The following is a 16,146-nucleotide window of genomic DNA, read 5'->3' as shown; positions in this document are numbered from 1 at the left end:
GGCTTTGCACGTGGCACCTTTTTCTTTTGTTTCGTCCCGATTGAAACATCGGGATGAAAACCGGAGTAGAAACCTCAAAAATTGGCGAAACTGATGCATTATGAGGTCACAACTGCCAGTCACATGCTGCTGAAACTTCTCTAAAGCAGAAAAAACGCTTGTTTTCTAAAAAAAAGAATTATCAAGGGCTCCCGAAGATTATTTCTTTTCTTGAGGAGGAAAGTACTTTAAGGCTTTTTTGATCCCTCTTTTAATGTCGGCATTTTCCATTTCTGGTGTGAGCGCCATCAGGCGTTCGGCATTAGACCTCCAGATCACCTGGCCTCGCTCTCTGTCGATAACATCTATGATAAGAGAGCCTCTTAAAAAATGATAGTATGGCCCGGGCTCTTTATACGAATCCCAGAATGGAAGGTCTTCTTCGTGGACCCAGGCGGCCATGGATGAATCTTCTTTTAATACAATATGAAAGTCTAGCATCAGCTCAGCGCTCTCATCACCCTGAATGAAGCCTTTTTCCTGCATTTCAATAGCAATGGTATTGGCAACATTTTCAATGGAGCTACTATCATACAAAAAACGAGGTCCTTCGTAGCTTGGGGTACAGCCATTGAGCCAACACCAGGTTTTATATTTAGAAAAGTCTACACGTGTGTCGTAGCTGGTATGCACTTTTACTTCTGCGCAGGCCAGGGCCAATAAAGACAAAACAGTGAATAATAAGCGCATTTTTTTATTTTCAAAGTTATAACCCTTTATTACCTATAACGGTGATGGGCATCATTGGGGTTACTGATAATAGTCAGGATTTTTTGATGCTCAAGGTTAACAACATCAATTCAAAAAGGGGTTTTATCAAACAGAATGGACGCTACATAAATCGGCCGGGAAAGAGTCTTAAATAAAGAGTTAATTCACAAAGAATGAAACCAACAACCATGAAAACGATCCATTTAACCATTTGGGCGAGGACGGGGGTGTGGAGGTAAATACATCTTGTATTCCTGTTTCTACTAACAAATTATTTAGTTAGGCGCAGCTTAGCCGTTGGCTCCTCCGGTGAAAATTCAGAAAACATCCCAGCACTGAAAAGCCGGAGGGCCGATGGCCAACTGTATAAGGGAATAAGCAGTTAATAATTCACCTAAACTACCCCGGAAGTGAAATCCTTTGCTATTTTTGTGTTCTTCTTTACTTATTCTCTGGCTTTTGCAGGAGATCAGCGTGCGCGAGTGCTTGAGCGTCAGCTTTATTCAGCCGCGGATGACCGGAAAGCAACTATTTTCAATGAACTATGTAATGCTTTTCAAAAACAAGATCCGGCCAAGGCAGTGGATTTTGGATTAAAAGGAATAGAAATAGCGGAGAGATTTTCTGATGTTGACCAACTGGCACTCCTGCATCATGGCGTTGGCAAGGCATATATCAAACAAGCTCACTACGAACGAGCGGCAAACCACCTTATAGCTTCACTGGAGCTCTACGAAGAGGTTGACAACGAATACGGCAAGGCACAGGTTATCCGTGATATGACCACAGACCTTAAGCTGAAATCAAGAGTTATTGAGATCAAGAATGCAGAAATTAGACGGCAGAAGGCTTCGAAATATGTTTTGTTTAGTATAATAACAGTTTTGCTCGCTGCTGCGCTCTATTTTGTAAGAAAGCAGCACCTAAGGCTTAGGTATCAGCTTTTGCAAAAAAACGAAAAGGAAGCAGAACTGGAAGAATTACGATTGAAAAAAGCCCGGCTGCAGCAGGAACTCGACCTTAAGGCACGTCAATTTACGAGTTTCACACTCAACTTTGTACAAAAGAACAATTTAATAAAGTCCATGAAAGAGGAGGTGGAATCTATTTGTAAAAAGGCAGACGGCAGCAGGTTGATCCCAGACCTTTATAAACTAAAAAATAAAGCGGTGCAGGGAACAAGCGTGGATCGTGAGTGGGAACATTTCAAACTCTATTTTGAGCAGGTGCATCAGGATTTTTTCAGGTGCCTCAAAGGAAGTTATCCACAGTTGACAGCTAATGAGCTCAGGTTATGCGCTCTTATGCGACTCAATATGTCTTCCAAGGAAATTGCAGCCATCCTTGGCATCTCACCACAGAGTGTGAAAATGGCTCGATACCGATTAAGAAAGAAGTTATGCCTTCAGCCAGAGGATGATTTCAGCGGCTTTCTCTTCAAGCTTGAGGAAGTGGAGGGATAAGGAATTCAGGGCGTTAGTAGTTTCGCTATTTTTTGAGGTTTTAACTCTGGTTTTCATCCCGATGCTTCAATAAAGCTTTCGGGGATAACAAAAAAAGTCAAGGCTGTGAGTAAATGGCTAAATTTCAATGCCTGCGATGACAGATCACAAACTCACCCCGTGAAAAAAACGGGCCCCAAACAGTGTGATTTACATGTACATGTGGCATTGAAATTCTTAACGCCATTTCCTCAAGGCCGTTCGGGTAACTGTTATTATAAGCAAAATCAACTGCCAAGTTTGTTGATGCCTACCGATAACGTATTATTCAACATGTTTGATTTGTAACAAGTTGATATCCCATTTCTTTCGCTGCAGGCTTTGCAACAGAACAATTCGTCATCTCATTTTGTGCATTTTTGTGAAAAATGTTAAGTCTCGAGATGACTGTACTTCTAATAAGAGTTCTTTCTTAACTTAATAAGCATTGGGGACTCTGAGCTACCAATGTTGCATCCTGGGATGCTGCCTGATTGAGAGGGGTTCTTCGCCCAATGGCGTTGGCCTCAAACAGATACCTGACGACTGGCGCTAATCCCTTTTTTTACCCATTCCGTCACCTGTACAGTTCTCTTTGCCTGGTGTACAACTGCATCACGAACATGTTCCTTCATATTACCATCCTGGTCTACCGTTACGCTTGTTCCATATGGATTTCCTCCGGCTGCAAAGGTCACTTTGTCGGTATATCCGGGAGGAACGATAATGGCTCCCCAATGGCACATGGTCTTGTAAAGCGATTGAATGGTGCTTTCCTGCCCGCCATGTGGGTTCATAGCACTGCTCATGGCGCTCACTACTTTGTTGGAAAGCTTACCCTGAAACCATAACCCTCCGGTGGTATCTATAAAGCTCTGCACCTGAGAGGGAAGGTTACCATACCGGGTCGGTATGCTAAAAATGTATGCATCAGCCCATTCCAGGGCGTCTAGTGTAGCCTTGGGATTATCTTTCGTTTTGTCGTAGTGCTTCTTCCACGCAGCGTTTGCTTCTATCGCCTGATCAGGCGCGGTTTCCGGTATCTTCAACATTTTTACTTCGGCACCTGCGTTTTTTGCACCTTCTTCAGCCCATTTGGCCATTTGGTAGTTTGTACCTGTGGCGCTGTAGTATATGATAGCGAGTTTTGTGTTAGCCATAATGTTAGAGTTACATGTTTAAACGTCTTTTATTACTTTAAGCACTTTGGGTCTCACTTTGTTTTTGGTTAACGCTACTTTTTTGCAGGTTTTAAAATAAAAGAGACCGTCTTACAAGCCAATGCGCCATTCCAAACTTGATTTGGAATTCCCCTAAAGCGTAGAAACCAATCAGGGGAGAGGATGACGTTAGAAGCAGGCTTGTGAGACGGCCTCTTTAAGAGACGTTTTAAATTTCTATCACGGGCATTCAGCGTGCCATGTATGCAACGGATCAGCAATGTTGCACACAAAGAATATGCTGATCAGCCCACACATAGGACGAGTATTCAATACTACATCAGTTCCTCCTTTGGCATTATTCTGAGCGTTTTCCTCGATCTCGGTAGTAAAGCTTTTCACTTTAAGCTCATTCAACTTCATTTTTGACTTTTTCATAATAAAATAAGTTAAGGTTTATAAAAAAATATCATGACGAAATTGTTGAGAAAATGCTGTAGAAGGAAACTTGATGGGTCTACAAAAGGTCTACAACCACTTTGTTTTTGAAATAAAGGGGGTTTTTCCGGGAGGATGTAGCCATACGATAAATTTCACCTCAATTTAACACACAAGTAAACCATATCTTGTAAATTTCTGAAAAATCCAAGCTTATGAAGTATCCATTGGCCCTCCTGTTGTTGACAGTTTATTTGATTTCCTGCGAATCAGCCCGGCAAAATGAAAGTGAATCTCATTCCCGATCGGGTATCGCACAGTATTTCGAAAATAGCCTGAAACCGTTCTATCATGGTGTTGCCTCAGGCGATCCGCTTTCCGACCGGGTGATTATCTGGACGCGGGTAACCCCGGAAGAGCAGGTTCAGAGCCTTGAAGTAGTTTGGGAAGTAGCCGCAAATGAAAGCTTCGGTGAAATTATTAATTCAGGACAGACTACCACAGGCCCCGGGAATGATTACACGGTGAAAATAGATGTCGACCGGTTAAGTCCTAACACCAGATACTTCTACCGTTTCAAGGCATTAGGTGTTGTTTCTCCTATCGGAAGTACGAAAACAGTACCCGAAACCATGGTAGACAGCCTCAAATTTGCTGTGGCGAGCTGTAGTAATTATGAATGGGGTTACTTTAATGCTTATAAAAATATTGCCGAAAGGGAAGATCTGGATGCGGTACTTCACCTGGGGGATTACATCTATGAGTATCCTGTTGGAGGCTATGGAGACACCACCATTGGCAGGAAGCATTTCCCCCCGCATGAGATTGTAACACTGGAAGATTATCGCTTACGCTATTCACAATACAGATTGGATCCGGACCTCCGGGCGGCACATCAAAACCATCCCTTTATCACCATTTGGGATGATCATGAAATTGCCAATGATTCCTACTCGGAGGGAGCGCAGAACCATCAGCCGGGGGAAGGTGATTACGATGAAAGAAAAGCCGCGGCTAGAAAGGCGTACTATGAATGGCTTCCTGTGCGGCCTTCCAACCAGTTGTACCGGGCCTTTAAGTATGGCAATCTGGCAAAGCTCATCATGCTGGATGAGCGACTGGCGGGTAGAACAGCACCTGTAGATAGTGTGATGGACCCTGAATTTGAAAGTGAAGCTAGGAGCATGTTAGGAGAAGAGCAAATGTCATGGTTTACCGGTCAGTTGAAAAGTGCAGATGCCACCTGGAAGGTGATTGGTAACCAGGTTATTTATTCATACCTGAACTGGGGGCATGAAACATTCAACATCAATCTTGATTCATGGGATGGTTACCCTGCGGAACAGCAAAAGATCGCCAACTTTATAAAAAAGAATGACATCGGGAATGTGATATTCGTGACCGGTGATACCCATTCGTCATGGGCGTTTGAAGTCACGGTAAATCCTTTTAGCGACTATGACCCCATTTCCGGGCAAGGAGCTTTTGCTGTTGAGTTCGGCACCACCAGTATCAATTCGTCCAATTCAAACGAGCGGTTTTCTACCGATTCTGTACTGCTTCATGAGAAAAAGATTGTCAACACACCAGTTAACCCTCATTTGAAATATGCCAACCTGCGCGACCACGGTTATATGGTGCTATCACTGTTTCCCGACAGCGCCAGAGCGCAGTGGTTTTTTGTAGAAACTCTGCGCGAACCGTCTTCTTCGGAGAAATTAGGCATGTCTGTTACTGTAGATAAAGGCAGCAATAAGCTGAAATTCAATTGACGATTGATGAATTACGAATTACGAATAATTACGAATAACAATAACACTTAACCATTTACAGTTCCCTTATCCAGATATTTCTGAACCTTACAGGGTTTCCATGATCCTGCAGGGAAATAGGTGCATTGCCATGTGCTTTGTATTTTGGTAGTCCGATATATTCAGTGGCACCTCGGATTACCGCATTATTCTGGATCACCACACCATTGTGGATCACAGTTACCCGTGCTTCTGAAAATAGTGAACCATCTTCATTAAAACGAGGCGCGGTGTAAATGATATCATACGAATTCCATTCACCCGGCTTTCTCATGGCATTCACCAGAGGAGGATACTGCTTGTAGATACTGCCCGCCTGTCCGTTGGAGTAGGTGCGATTATTATGAGAATCCAGGATCTGTACTTCATACCGGTCTTGTAAGAATACTCCGCTGTTGCCCCTACCCTGTCCTTCGCCCTCTACTTTTTCGGGAGCGCTCCATTCCAGGTGCAACTGAAAGTCTCTGAATCCCTGTTTCGTAGAGATATCACCTTTACCCACCGTGAAATAACCGTCATTTACTGGCCAGGCAGCATCGCCTTCACCATTTTTAGACTTCCACTTTGAAAGGTCCTTGCCATCGAAAAGAATAATGGCATCGGAAGGTGCTGCAGCGTTATTTGTTCCGGGAGTAACTACCTGAGGTTCAGGCTCCCACTGCTCGGTCATCTCGGGAGTCATTTCTGCAGGTTTTTTGGAGTCCTGAGCATGCGATGAATAAGCAGCAATGCCAAATAGCATAGTTACAATAGCCGTTTTCAGCATAAATAGAAGTTGTACGTCCATAAGCGTTGTCGTCTTAGTATATTGAAAGGTCAAAAACCGGTCCTGCTTTCAATAAAGATATTTAAAAGGTTATAAACAATCGCATTTGACTGGTTCCCTTAAATCTCAGCCAGATACTCATGGATAAATTTAATGGCCATAGCGCCTTCGCCTACCGCACTGGCCACGCGATTCATAGCCCCTGCACGCACATCACCGGCAGCGAATATTCCGGGGCTGCAAGTTTCCAGAAGGAATGGCTCTCTATCCAATTTCCATGATTTTTTAAACGTCTCATACTTGTGTAGTGAGTTGCCGGTTTCGATGAATCCTTTCTCATCTTTCACAATATTCAGACCCAGCCATGCGGTTATAGGTTTTGCTCCAATGAATATCAGCAATGCTCCGGCCGGAACTGTTCTTTCTTCCCCTGTCTTTACATCCTTCAGCGTTAATTCTTTAAGTCGGTCGGTACCATGCGCCCTGACAACCTCAGTATGGCCCGTCACTTCTATATTTTCAGTGGCGGCTATCTGATCGATCAGGTACTGCGACATGCTCGACTTAAGATCCGGCTTTCTGATAAGCATGTAGACCCTTCTTGCAAAATTTGAGAGATACATGGCAGCCTGCCCGGCTGAATTGCCGCCACCAACCACATATACTTCCTCATCTTTACAGGCATTGGCTTCAGTGGTAGCCGCACCATAATAGATACCAGCGCCTGTGAAATCATTGACGCCTTCTGCTTCAAGCTGACGATAGTCTACTCCAGTCGTAATAATTATACTTTTTGTGTTGATTTCGTTGCCGTTGGCCAGCTTGACAATCTTGTAATTGTCTTTTAAAGAAATGTCAACCACCTCCTGCGGGGAAAGAAATTCGATTCCAAACCGGGTGGCCTGGGTAATGGCTCTTCTGGAGAGTTCAGCACCACTCAATCCTTTCGGAAAACCCAGGTAATTCTCTATTCTTGAGCTTGTACCAGCCTGGCCCCCGGGAGCACGTTTTTCAATGAGTAGCGTGTTTAGTCCTTCTGAACCACCATATACCGCAGCAGCCAAACCGGCTGGTCCTGCTCCTATAATGGTCACATCGTACATCTTCTGTTGCGCAATGCCCTGCATGCCCATTTTTTCTCCTACTGCGGGCAGATCGGGGTTTTTCAGCACACTCCCATCCTCGAAGATCACAACTGGTAGGTCCTTGGAGTCGAGGCCATTAAATTTGATCAGTGGCTCTGCTTTTTCATTGGTTTCCATGTCGAGCCATTGATATGGGATGAGGTTGCCCGAAAGAAAGTCTTTCACCATATGGGAGCGTGGCGACCATTGGTAGCCTACAATTTTTATCCCCTGAAATTCAGGCCGGTATGCACTCTGCCATTCATCGAGATGATCAGTAATCACCGGATAAAGTCTTTCTTCGGGTGGGTCCCAAGGTTTCATAAGATAATAATCCAGTTGTACTTCATTGATGGCCCTGATAGCGGCCTCTGTATCAGAATAAGCAGTTAGCAATATCCTTTTGGCTTCCGGATATATTTGTTTGGCCTCCTCCAAAAACTCTACCCCAAGCATTTCTGGCATACGCTGGTCGCACAGGAAAAGGGCGATCGTTTCACCTTTATTCTTTAGTTCTTTTACAGATACAAGCGCATCCTGGGCGGATTCTGTGGCTAGTATGCGATACTCCTTCTTGTACGCTTCCCTCAGGTCTCGAACCACCGCCCGCAGTACGGAAGTATCATCATCCAGAACAAATATTATCGGTTTTTTCATTCGTTAATCGCATTTTGCCTTCAGCTTTAGGCTGAGCAGCAGTATTCGTGAATTACGCAATGGGTATACATATCTTAAATTCTGTTCGTCCGGGCTTTGAATCCACATCGATAGTGCCATTATGCTGGCTGATGATTTGTTGCACAATATCCAACCCCAATCCGGTGCCTTTGCCAATAGCTTTTGTGGTAAAAAAAGGATCAAAGATCTGATCTTTCACTTCGTCAGGTATCCCCTTGCCGGAATCAACAATATTTATTTTGACAAACGAACCATCTTGTTTCGTCTGAATTTCCAGGTTTTTATGCTCCGCATCTTCCAGAGCATCTATAGCATTGTCGATTAGGTTGGTCCACACCTGGTTGAGCTCACTGATGTAGATCATCGGCTTTGGCAGATCCTCCTGGTATTTTTTTATCACGTTGATGTGTGCTTTCTTAAGCTTGTGGTTAAGCATTGTCAGCGTATTGTCTATACCTGTATGAATGTTTGCAGGCTGCTTTTCCGGTGCCTGGTCCATGTGTGTATAACTTTTTACCGATTTCACCAGATCGTTGATGCGCTGTGATGCATCTTCTATCTCGTTTACAAGCTTTTCCGTGGCTAATACCTGGTTAAGCCAGTTGACCACCGGCACAAGGTCCTTTCCATTCACCTGTTCGGCAATGGTATCCATATCTTCTTCGGTAAAATTGAAGTCGACAAAATTTTCCGCTGCCTCATAACCGTCATTAAAGTCATGCTCTTCAAGCCAACTGGCAATACTGTCTTCCCGGTCAGTTTTTTCCATCAATGGAATATGCTGAACGCCATCCTTTATTTTGTCAAACAACAAATCTGTTACGATATCAAGCTGCTGATCGTCTATTTTTATTTTTATGACTTTCTTAAACTCTTCAGGTAGCAGGGCCAGGTGTTTCCGCAGCATTCTGGCAGAACGTATTACCGCCCCGGAGGGATTATTAAGTTCATGAGCAAGACCGGCAGAGAGTTTACCAAGGGCCATCATTTTGTCGTTTTGCTGCTGCAATTTGGTAAAATGACGAATTCGCGTGCTCATAACATGGACAAAAGCCGTTGTCAGTTCATGATAGTCTGTGATCATCTCTTTAAAATAGGTCTTATCAAGGGCTAATACTTCTGCATTTTCAGCGGCCTCGGCAATGCCTGTGGCTATGCTGGCCCGGGAATAAGGTAATGCCCCCGTGATGGCTTTTTCTTCCAGGCTTCCGATAACCCTAAACTGGTTGTTTTGCTGGATCTTGAGTATGAAGTGCCCATGCAAAATAATGTACATCTTATCTATTGGGGCGCCTTTTTTAAATAAATAGTCGCCCTGCTTTACGCTTCTACAATCGCTCTTCTCCACCAGCCACTCTAGCTGATTACGAGGGACCTCTTTTAATTGGTCTATCTCCAGAAGTCGTTCTATTATTTGATATACCATAAACTGAACAAATTCTCCATTAAATTAATCAATCAAGGTTGACTTTCAACTATGTGGTGTTTTTCTTAGAGACACCGTGTTGCAGGAACAACAATAAAACCCGAAACAAAGCTTCGGGTTTATTTGATTAAGAGGCAAATAATGATAAAATTTTCGGGATCCTTAAAAAACCGGCTATCCAGAATAATACGAGAATAATGGCAGGCACAAGATAGCTATCTGCCGGAGGTGCAGCCTGCATATGTGTAGCTATAGCGCCACCCAAATAGGAGCTTAGCAGAAGCAGACCAAATAATGACGTTCTTGGTATCAGGAATAATAGTACTGATAAAATTTCTCCCGCGGCAATTAGAAATACTTCCGATTCTGAAAAACCCCAGGAAACCATCATGTCTGTAAAGTTGCCTGAAAGTTTGTTGTAGGCGCTGAAGAACATGAAAAGAGAAAGCAGGCCTACAAGGACCCAGCCAATAATGTTTTTGGTTTTTGCTGTCATAATTTTAATTAATGTTTAAACATTAAATTTAACGAAACAATGCATCAAAGGTTGTATCGTTTTAGTTGTATAGTCGTGCGAGCGACAGTTTTATTGTTGGCATGATTTTTCGTAATTTTATTGGAATCATTTTAATCATAAACTATGAATCAGAAGATTATTGTTGTTCTATTTCTGTTGTTGGCTGTTTGTTATGTGTCTGAGGCACAAGTTGTTGGAAACGATTTTCCTGAGCTTGAGGCGGAAACTGTTGAAGATGAGGTGGTGGTGCTTCCTGAAGCTACCAAAGGCAAATTCACTTTGCTGGGTCTTGCTTATTCAAAGAAATCGGAAGATGATCTCAACTCCTGGTTCAGCCCGGTGTACAATAAATTCATTCGCGAAGGTGGAGGCTTGTTTTCGGGTTTCGGGCATGATGTAAATGTATACTTCATACCTATGTTTACGGGGATTAATGCTGCAGCAACAGGTACTGCCAAGAATAAAGCCTTGAAAAACATTGATGCCAAACTATTGCCTTATATCCTTTTTTATAAAGGCAAGTTAAAGCCTTACAAAGATGCTCTTGAGTTTGAGAAAAAAGATGTTCCCTATTTCTTCGTTCTGGATGCATATGGAAAAATCATCTATGCTACTTCAGGAAAGTTTACTGACAAAAAAATGTCTGAAATAGAGGACGTGTTGGAGTAGCTTAGCTGGTGAATTGGTCGTTGGTCAATGGCCAATAGGTGACACTTTGACTATTGACCATTTTCCAGTTCGAAACCAGCGCCCAGTAACCAGGAACAAGCACCCGGCAATTACCCTTTCACCCATTTTACCTTATCCTCAGCAGGTTTTCTCCTCCCTTGCGGCCAGGCCCCTGTTTTGGGCACACCGATGTATAAAAAGCCAAGCAGAAGATCCTCTTCACCAAGGCCGAAGAATGGTTTCGCCTCTTCATAAAAAGTAACCCCTCCGGTGCTCCAATAGCACCCGATCCTGTGGGCCGAAGCAGTGAGCCACATGTTCTGTACGGCACAGGCGGTTGCGCATACCTCTTCAACCTCCGGCAAACTGTGTTCTTCATCGCGGTGCATGCCGATGGCAATGACATGAGAACATTCCAACGGCTTACTTTTGAATTTATTATATACATCCTCCTTGAAATGGTCCTGATTCCTGGCTTTATACAGCTCTCCCTGAAATTCGCTTAGCTTCTTTAGACCTTTACCTGTGAACACAACAAATCTCCAGGGTTCAGTTAGTTTATGTGTAGGAGCCCAATTGGCATTTTCAAGCATCTCATCAATGATGTTGTCATCCACCACTTCACCTGAAAACATATTCGTATATATAGACCTTCTGGTCCTGATCATTTCATTGACCGCTTTTGTAAATTCCATAGATGAATAATGTTTTGATTTCCTATTTTTATGACGCCCATAAATTTATAACAATGAAACGACTTCTAACCCTCATCCTTTTCATATCTCAGGTAGTTGCGTTGGCACAAAACGACATTAAAACTGTTTTTGAACAATCTAATGGCCAGGAAACCGGCACTCATACAGAGGTAATAGCATTTTATGAGAAGCTGGCGCAATCTTCACCGGATATACAAATAAGAAAAATGGGCGAAACGGACAGTGGGTTGCCCTTACATCTTGTGATCCTGGATGCGGACAGAGATTTTGACCTGGAGAGGTCCAGAGAAAAAGGAAAGACTGTTATTCTGATCAATAACGGTATCCACCCCGGGGAAGCAGATGGAATAGAGGCTTCACAAATGTTGCTGCGCGATTTCGCCTTCCACAAGGAAAGGCGGGCAGCGCTGAAGGATATAGTGCTGGCGGTAATTCCGGTTTACAATATAGGAGGGGCGCTGAATAGGAACTCACATTCCCGGGCCAACCAGAATGGTCCCAAGGAATATGGGTTCAGAGGCAATGCTCGTAACTATGACCTGAACAGAGACTTCATCAAAGCGGACGCTAAGAACACCCGTTCTTTTTATGAAATATTTCACTTAACACAACCTGATATTTTTATTGATACCCATGTGAGCAATGGCGCGGATTATCAATACAGCATTACACATCTGGCTACACAACACAATAAACTTAACAGCGAAATGGGCCGATACATTGATAACCAGTTTACACCAAAGCTTGAAGCGCTGATCAAGAAGAAAGGAAGTGAAATTACGCCTTATGTAAATGTATTCAACAATACACCTGATGCAGAGGGCATTACACAATTTATGGATCACCCCACGTACTCTACAGGCTACACGGCTTTGTTCAATACCCTCGGCTTTATGATCGAAACACACATGCTCAAGCCATTTAATGTGCGGGTAATGGCCACCTATGATTTTCTGGAGGCTGTAATTGACATAGCCGGAAAGGAAGGTAAAGAGATACAAAGAATACGCAAGGCCAATAAGATGAAGCCAGGCGAGAGGCACCCCATAGCCTGGAAGCTTGACCGCGGACAGCATAAGGAAATTCCTTTCAAAGGGTATGAAGGTGCGATGGTTGAAAGCAAGGTCACTGGCCAACAGCGCCTGTATTATGACCGGAATAAACCGTTTAGCAAAACTATCCCGTATTACAACACCTATGTACCTGCCCGGGAAGTGACCTTACCTGTTGGCTATGTTGTGCCCCAGGGATGGCATGCGGTGATCGACAGGCTAAAATGGAATGGGTTGAAATATACGCTGCTGAGCAGAGATACGACAATAAATGTAGAAGCATACCGTATTGAAAAGTATAATACTTCCTCTTCTGCCTATGAAGGGCATTATCCTCATAATAGTACCGAGGTGAGCAAGGAGACAAAAACAATGTCTTTCAGTAAGGGAGATTACATTTTTCACATCGATCAGCCGGGTGGCCGGTATCTTGTGGAAACACTTGAGCCGGAGGCCACGGATTCTTTCTTCAACTGGAATTTCTTTGATACTATTTTACAGCAAAAAGAACACTTTTCACCATATGTCTTTGAAGAGGCTGCCTGGGACCTGTTACAAAACGACCCCGAGCTCAAACAGGCTTTTGAAGCAAAGAAAAAGGAGAATAAAGAGTTTTCTGAGAGCTGGTATGCCCAACTGGATTTTATTTTTAAGCGCTCTCCTTATTATGAAAATGCTCATTTACAGTACCCGGTGTATAGGTTAGTGGAATAAGAAAAACTAAGAATGCATTTGATGTATGTTGATGAAAGTGGAGACCCGGGTATAGACGCCTATAGTTCTCTGCATTATATTCTTTCAGGCTTAATCATTTCTGAGGATGATTGGAAGGAAAATCTTGTTCGTTTAAAAAAATTTAGAAAGTCTTTGAAAAACACATATGGATTGAATCAAAGAACAGAAATTCATGCCTCAGAACTTATAAGGATAAATAAGCTTACCGAATATCGGAATATTGGGAAAACAGAGAGGATAAATATTTTGCGAGATTTTTGTAGCCAAATACTGATTATTTTTGATACGGCTAAGGTAATCAATATTCTCACTGTCTTTATCGGCATGAGTTTCCTAAAGGAAGTTTAAAAAAAATGTGGAGTAGAGCATTTATTTAATAGAATTGAGCCTATTCTACTTAAAGAAGCCTCTAAAAATGATGAGTTAGGAATCGTCAGAAATTGACTGGTTACAAAATTAAAAACCCCGGTTCATAAACCGAGGATTCTTTGCGGCCCGACAAGTTAAAGCGGAACTTGCCCGGTCGACTTGGTAACAAAGTAAATAAACCTTATCAACAATATTCAACCGATATCCACATTAGTTATCCACATTTATAACAATAATTGTAATCCATTTATTCCTTATTTTTGAACATCCAGCTCCCAACGAACTTAAAGGCGTATCTATTCATTCCGATCAAAAGCTTGTTTGGCCGGAATTAGGATTTAATGGAACTTTGAGATTTTGCCGATTTCATCGACTAATGAAATACAAACCAGGATGCTATACTTCTATCTCGTCAAAATCCACAACTACTATTTTCCCTTCTGTTGGGATCATATTTTTCCAAATCCAATTATAATGTTGGATCACCTTTTCGGCACTCAAACTTGGTCTTTCGCCAGTGGTATGCCCGTTGCTGACTACGGTGATATCAAAATTTTTGGTTAGCGCAGACTGTATTGTGGACTCCACACAAAAGTCTGTTGCACAACCCGTTACCACAAGGTGGTTCACCTCCAATTCATGGAGCAGCTTTTCAAGATTTGTTCGATAAAAGGCATCATTAGCTTCTTTGCTCACAATGATGTCGTTGGCTTTCACATCTAATTCTGCAAGCAGCTCCCACTCGGTAGTATTTGGAATAAATGCACCCCCTTTAGTCCCATCATGCTGGACAAAAATAACGGGCAGGTCGTTTTTTCGAAATAATTGTGCCAGCAAGTTTATTCTTTTAACAACACCGGCTGTATCATAACGTGGTGTGACAGGTGTAAAAGAACCTTTCTGCATGTCGATGATGAGCAGGGCTTTTTTATGTTGCATTTCCTGTGTTGATGGTTCAGTATCATAAACTTAAATAAAATCGGGAAGTTTTGCAGTCAGTTATGCTGCCGGAAATCTGCCAAAAATTTTTAAAAAAAATCATTTTATCTCCTTCAAATGCGAATGGCGCATAAATGGCGGACGAGTGGCGACCGGTTTTTTTGATTTGATCCGAATCAAAAACTAGCATTGCTTCTAAAAAACAAATGCGAATACTAAAAGTCATTTTACTTACATTATCCTTAGCTCTTTGCTGGACCCTACTTATCTTTTGCGGAACGGTGGAGGGTTGGTGGCACGCTCCCTTAACAGAAAGTCGTTCTCCGCAAGATTTCATGAAAGCGGCTAAGGAAGAGATCAGCCGTGGCTCTATTGGAAATGTAACTATGGCTTTAATTGAAAACGGTTTTGTCCATGACGAATATTTTTACTCAATTGGCGAACCGGTAGATCGAAATACAGTATTTCAGGTGGCATCGCTCAGCAAATGGGTATCCGCCTGGGGTGTTATGAAGCTCGTAGAAGAAGGCAAACTGGCACTGGATACGCCTGTATCGAAGTACCTCACCCGCTGGCAACTTCCTCCTGGTGACTTCGACAATGATGGCGTGACAGTACGCAGGCTGCTAAGTCATACGGCCGGGCTTACAGATGGGTTGGGGTATGCTGGCTTTCCACAGGGCAGACCTGCTCAGGCTTTGGAATCTTCGTTAACAAAGGCCTCAGACGCTTCTCGTGGCACTGGAGGAGCTGTACGAGTTGGATATGAGCCGGGAAGTAAGTGGCAGTACTCTGGGGGCGGATATACTTTACTTCAACTTTTGATAGAAGAAGTTACGGGGCAATCCTTTTCGTCTTTCATGACAAACAAAGTTTTCGAGCCATTAGGCATGACACATTCTACCTATCAATGGAATGATTCTTCAGGGTTACAGCTAGCGGCTTTTTACGATGTAGATTCTACAGAAGCAGAACACTATCGTTTTACATCATTAGCCGCCAGCTCGTTGTATACTTCGTTATCCGATCTGGAGTTGTTTTTACAGGCACATGTGGTTGGTATAAATAGTGAACCAATTGGCCGGAGGGTACTTAAACCAGAAACGGTGGAAAAGATGAGAGAAGCACACGGCATTTATATGGGAGTCGAAATCTGGGGACTGGGTACTATGCTATTTGCAAGTAACAACAAAGGCACTTACATAATAGGGCATGATGGCAAAAATGAACCCGCTATAAACACTGCTGCACGTTTAGACCCCTTAACTGGCGATGGAATAATCATTTTGGAAACCGGCAATCCACTTTTGGCTAGTAAGCTGGCAAGCCAGTGGGTGTTTTGGAAAACGGGAAATGTAGATACACTAATGTTTACTTTTCTAACAACTCAAATGTTGAGTTTAATTGGTATAGGTTGGATTGTGATGTTTCTTTTGATGATAATATATATCAAACGAGGAAGGACGGTAAGGAAGGGTATTCATTTATTTTAATTAGTTTAAATGAATTGTTCAA

15 protein-coding genes are annotated in these 16,146 nt (G+C 42.9%); 6 read left to right on the top strand and 9 right to left on the bottom strand.

Going from position 1 to position 16,146, the window contains the following annotated elements:
• Positions 1-198: 198 nt before the first annotated feature.
• Entirely contained in the window at positions 199-729 is a 531-nt protein-coding gene (locus tag C900_RS04915) for a DUF4136 domain-containing protein (protein ID WP_009578535.1), read from the bottom strand.
• Positions 730-1,160: 431 nt separating this feature from the next.
• Between C900_RS04915 and C900_RS04910 the strand changes: the two genes are divergently transcribed.
• Complete coding sequence (locus C900_RS04910) at positions 1,161-2,213, top strand: sigma factor-like helix-turn-helix DNA-binding protein (RefSeq protein WP_009578533.1); 1,053 nt, start codon at positions 1,161-1,163, stop codon at positions 2,211-2,213.
• A 545-nt stretch (positions 2,214-2,758) separates the two neighbouring features.
• On the opposite strand, the gene wrbA is transcribed toward C900_RS04910, so the two are convergent.
• Entirely contained in the window at positions 2,759-3,391 is a 633-nt protein-coding gene (wrbA, locus tag C900_RS04905) for an NAD(P)H:quinone oxidoreductase (RefSeq protein ID WP_040495694.1), read from the bottom strand.
• Positions 3,392-3,631: 240 nt separating this feature from the next.
• Positions 3,632-3,829 carry a pinensin family lanthipeptide gene (locus C900_RS04900; RefSeq protein WP_009578531.1) on the bottom strand — a complete coding sequence of 66 codons (198 nt, stop codon included), beginning with the start codon at positions 3,827-3,829 and terminating at the stop codon, positions 3,632-3,634.
• A 215-nt stretch (positions 3,830-4,044) separates the two neighbouring features.
• Between C900_RS04900 and C900_RS04895 the strand changes: the two genes are divergently transcribed.
• Positions 4,045-5,601: an alkaline phosphatase D family protein gene (locus C900_RS04895; RefSeq protein WP_009578530.1), complete on the top strand. Its 1,557-nt coding sequence runs from the start codon at positions 4,045-4,047 to the stop codon at positions 5,599-5,601.
• A gap of 55 nt (positions 5,602-5,656) precedes the next feature.
• Here the strand turns inward: C900_RS04895 and C900_RS04890 are convergent, their stop codons facing one another.
• From C900_RS04890 to C900_RS04875, 4 genes are all read right to left on the bottom strand, one after another.
• Complete coding sequence (locus C900_RS04890; protein WP_221408107.1) at positions 5,657-6,427, bottom strand: 3-keto-disaccharide hydrolase; 771 nt, start codon at positions 6,425-6,427, stop codon at positions 5,657-5,659.
• A gap of 98 nt (positions 6,428-6,525) precedes the next feature.
• Complete coding sequence (locus C900_RS04885) at positions 6,526-8,187, bottom strand: response regulator (RefSeq protein WP_009578528.1); 1,662 nt, start codon at positions 8,185-8,187, stop codon at positions 6,526-6,528.
• A gap of 52 nt (positions 8,188-8,239) precedes the next feature.
• A complete protein-coding gene (locus C900_RS04880) occupies positions 8,240-9,634 on the bottom strand; it encodes an ATP-binding protein (protein WP_009578527.1) in 1,395 nt (464 codons plus the stop codon).
• A gap of 127 nt (positions 9,635-9,761) precedes the next feature.
• Positions 9,762-10,130: a DoxX family protein gene (locus C900_RS04875; RefSeq protein WP_009578526.1), complete on the bottom strand. Its 369-nt coding sequence runs from the start codon at positions 10,128-10,130 to the stop codon at positions 9,762-9,764.
• Between the two features lie 144 nt (positions 10,131-10,274).
• Here C900_RS04875 and C900_RS04870 point away from each other — a divergent pair, with 144 nt between their 5' ends.
• The gene (locus C900_RS04870; RefSeq protein WP_009578525.1) at positions 10,275-10,820 is read left to right on the top strand and encodes a hypothetical protein; all 546 of its coding nucleotides are present in this window, start codon (positions 10,275-10,277) and stop codon (positions 10,818-10,820) included.
• A gap of 110 nt (positions 10,821-10,930) precedes the next feature.
• Here the strand turns inward: C900_RS04870 and C900_RS04865 are convergent, their stop codons facing one another.
• Positions 10,931-11,515, bottom strand: coding sequence for a nitroreductase family protein (locus C900_RS04865; RefSeq protein ID WP_009578524.1), 585 nt, complete (start codon positions 11,513-11,515; stop codon positions 10,931-10,933).
• Between the two features lie 53 nt (positions 11,516-11,568).
• Here C900_RS04865 and C900_RS04860 point away from each other — a divergent pair, with 53 nt between their 5' ends.
• Positions 11,569-13,302 carry a M14 family metallopeptidase gene (locus tag C900_RS04860; RefSeq protein WP_040495723.1) on the top strand — a complete coding sequence of 578 codons (1,734 nt, stop codon included), beginning with the start codon at positions 11,569-11,571 and terminating at the stop codon, positions 13,300-13,302.
• Between the two features lie 21 nt (positions 13,303-13,323).
• Positions 13,324-13,671, top strand: coding sequence for a DUF3800 domain-containing protein (locus tag C900_RS04855; RefSeq protein WP_040495690.1), 348 nt, complete (start codon positions 13,324-13,326; stop codon positions 13,669-13,671).
• A 417-nt stretch (positions 13,672-14,088) separates the two neighbouring features.
• Here C900_RS04855 and C900_RS04850 read toward each other — a convergent pair whose 3' ends face one another.
• Positions 14,089-14,631 carry a cysteine hydrolase family protein gene (locus tag C900_RS04850; RefSeq protein ID WP_009578521.1) on the bottom strand — a complete coding sequence of 181 codons (543 nt, stop codon included), beginning with the start codon at positions 14,629-14,631 and terminating at the stop codon, positions 14,089-14,091.
• Positions 14,632-14,837: 206 nt separating this feature from the next.
• Here C900_RS04850 and C900_RS04845 point away from each other — a divergent pair, with 206 nt between their 5' ends.
• On the top strand, positions 14,838-16,124 hold the full coding sequence (locus tag C900_RS04845) for a serine hydrolase domain-containing protein (RefSeq protein WP_040495688.1): 1,287 nt from the start codon (positions 14,838-14,840) through the stop codon (positions 16,122-16,124).
• The last annotated feature ends 22 nt before the right edge of the window (positions 16,125-16,146 follow it).

Source organism: Fulvivirga imtechensis AK7, assembly GCF_000331535.1.
Taxonomy (GTDB): domain Bacteria; phylum Bacteroidota; class Bacteroidia; order Cytophagales; family Cyclobacteriaceae; genus Fulvivirga; species Fulvivirga imtechensis.
Note: the sequence above shows the minus strand (reverse complement) of the source record. Positions and strands in the feature narration are given on the sequence as shown.

Excerpts from the sequence above, each read along its gene's own strand:
- C900_RS04915 (WP_009578535.1), bottom strand. The coding sequence starts at position 729 with ATGCGCTTATTATTCACTGTTTTGTCTTTATTGGCCCTGGCCTGCGCA.
- wrbA (WP_040495694.1), bottom strand. The coding sequence starts at position 3,391 with ATGGCTAACACAAAACTCGCTATCATATACTACAGCGCCACAGGTACA.
- C900_RS04900 (WP_009578531.1), bottom strand. The coding sequence starts at position 3,829 with ATGAAAAAGTCAAAAATGAAGTTGAATGAGCTTAAAGTGAAAAGCTTT.
- C900_RS04895 (WP_009578530.1), top strand. The coding sequence starts at position 4,045 with ATGAAGTATCCATTGGCCCTCCTGTTGTTGACAGTTTATTTGATTTCC.
- C900_RS04890 (WP_221408107.1), bottom strand. The coding sequence starts at position 6,427 with ATGGACGTACAACTTCTATTTATGCTGAAAACGGCTATTGTAACTATG.
- C900_RS04885 (WP_009578528.1), bottom strand. The coding sequence starts at position 8,187 with ATGAAAAAACCGATAATATTTGTTCTGGATGATGATACTTCCGTACTG.
- C900_RS04880 (WP_009578527.1), bottom strand. The coding sequence starts at position 9,634 with ATGGTATATCAAATAATAGAACGACTTCTGGAGATAGACCAATTAAAA.
- C900_RS04875 (WP_009578526.1), bottom strand. The coding sequence starts at position 10,130 with ATGACAGCAAAAACCAAAAACATTATTGGCTGGGTCCTTGTAGGCCTG.
- C900_RS04870 (WP_009578525.1), top strand. The coding sequence starts at position 10,275 with ATGAATCAGAAGATTATTGTTGTTCTATTTCTGTTGTTGGCTGTTTGT.
- C900_RS04865 (WP_009578524.1), bottom strand. The coding sequence starts at position 11,515 with ATGGAATTTACAAAAGCGGTCAATGAAATGATCAGGACCAGAAGGTCT.
- C900_RS04860 (WP_040495723.1), top strand. The coding sequence starts at position 11,569 with ATGAAACGACTTCTAACCCTCATCCTTTTCATATCTCAGGTAGTTGCG.
- C900_RS04855 (WP_040495690.1), top strand. The coding sequence starts at position 13,324 with ATGTATGTTGATGAAAGTGGAGACCCGGGTATAGACGCCTATAGTTCT.
- C900_RS04850 (WP_009578521.1), bottom strand. The coding sequence starts at position 14,631 with ATGCAACATAAAAAAGCCCTGCTCATCATCGACATGCAGAAAGGTTCT.
- C900_RS04845 (WP_040495688.1), top strand. The coding sequence starts at position 14,838 with ATGCGAATACTAAAAGTCATTTTACTTACATTATCCTTAGCTCTTTGC.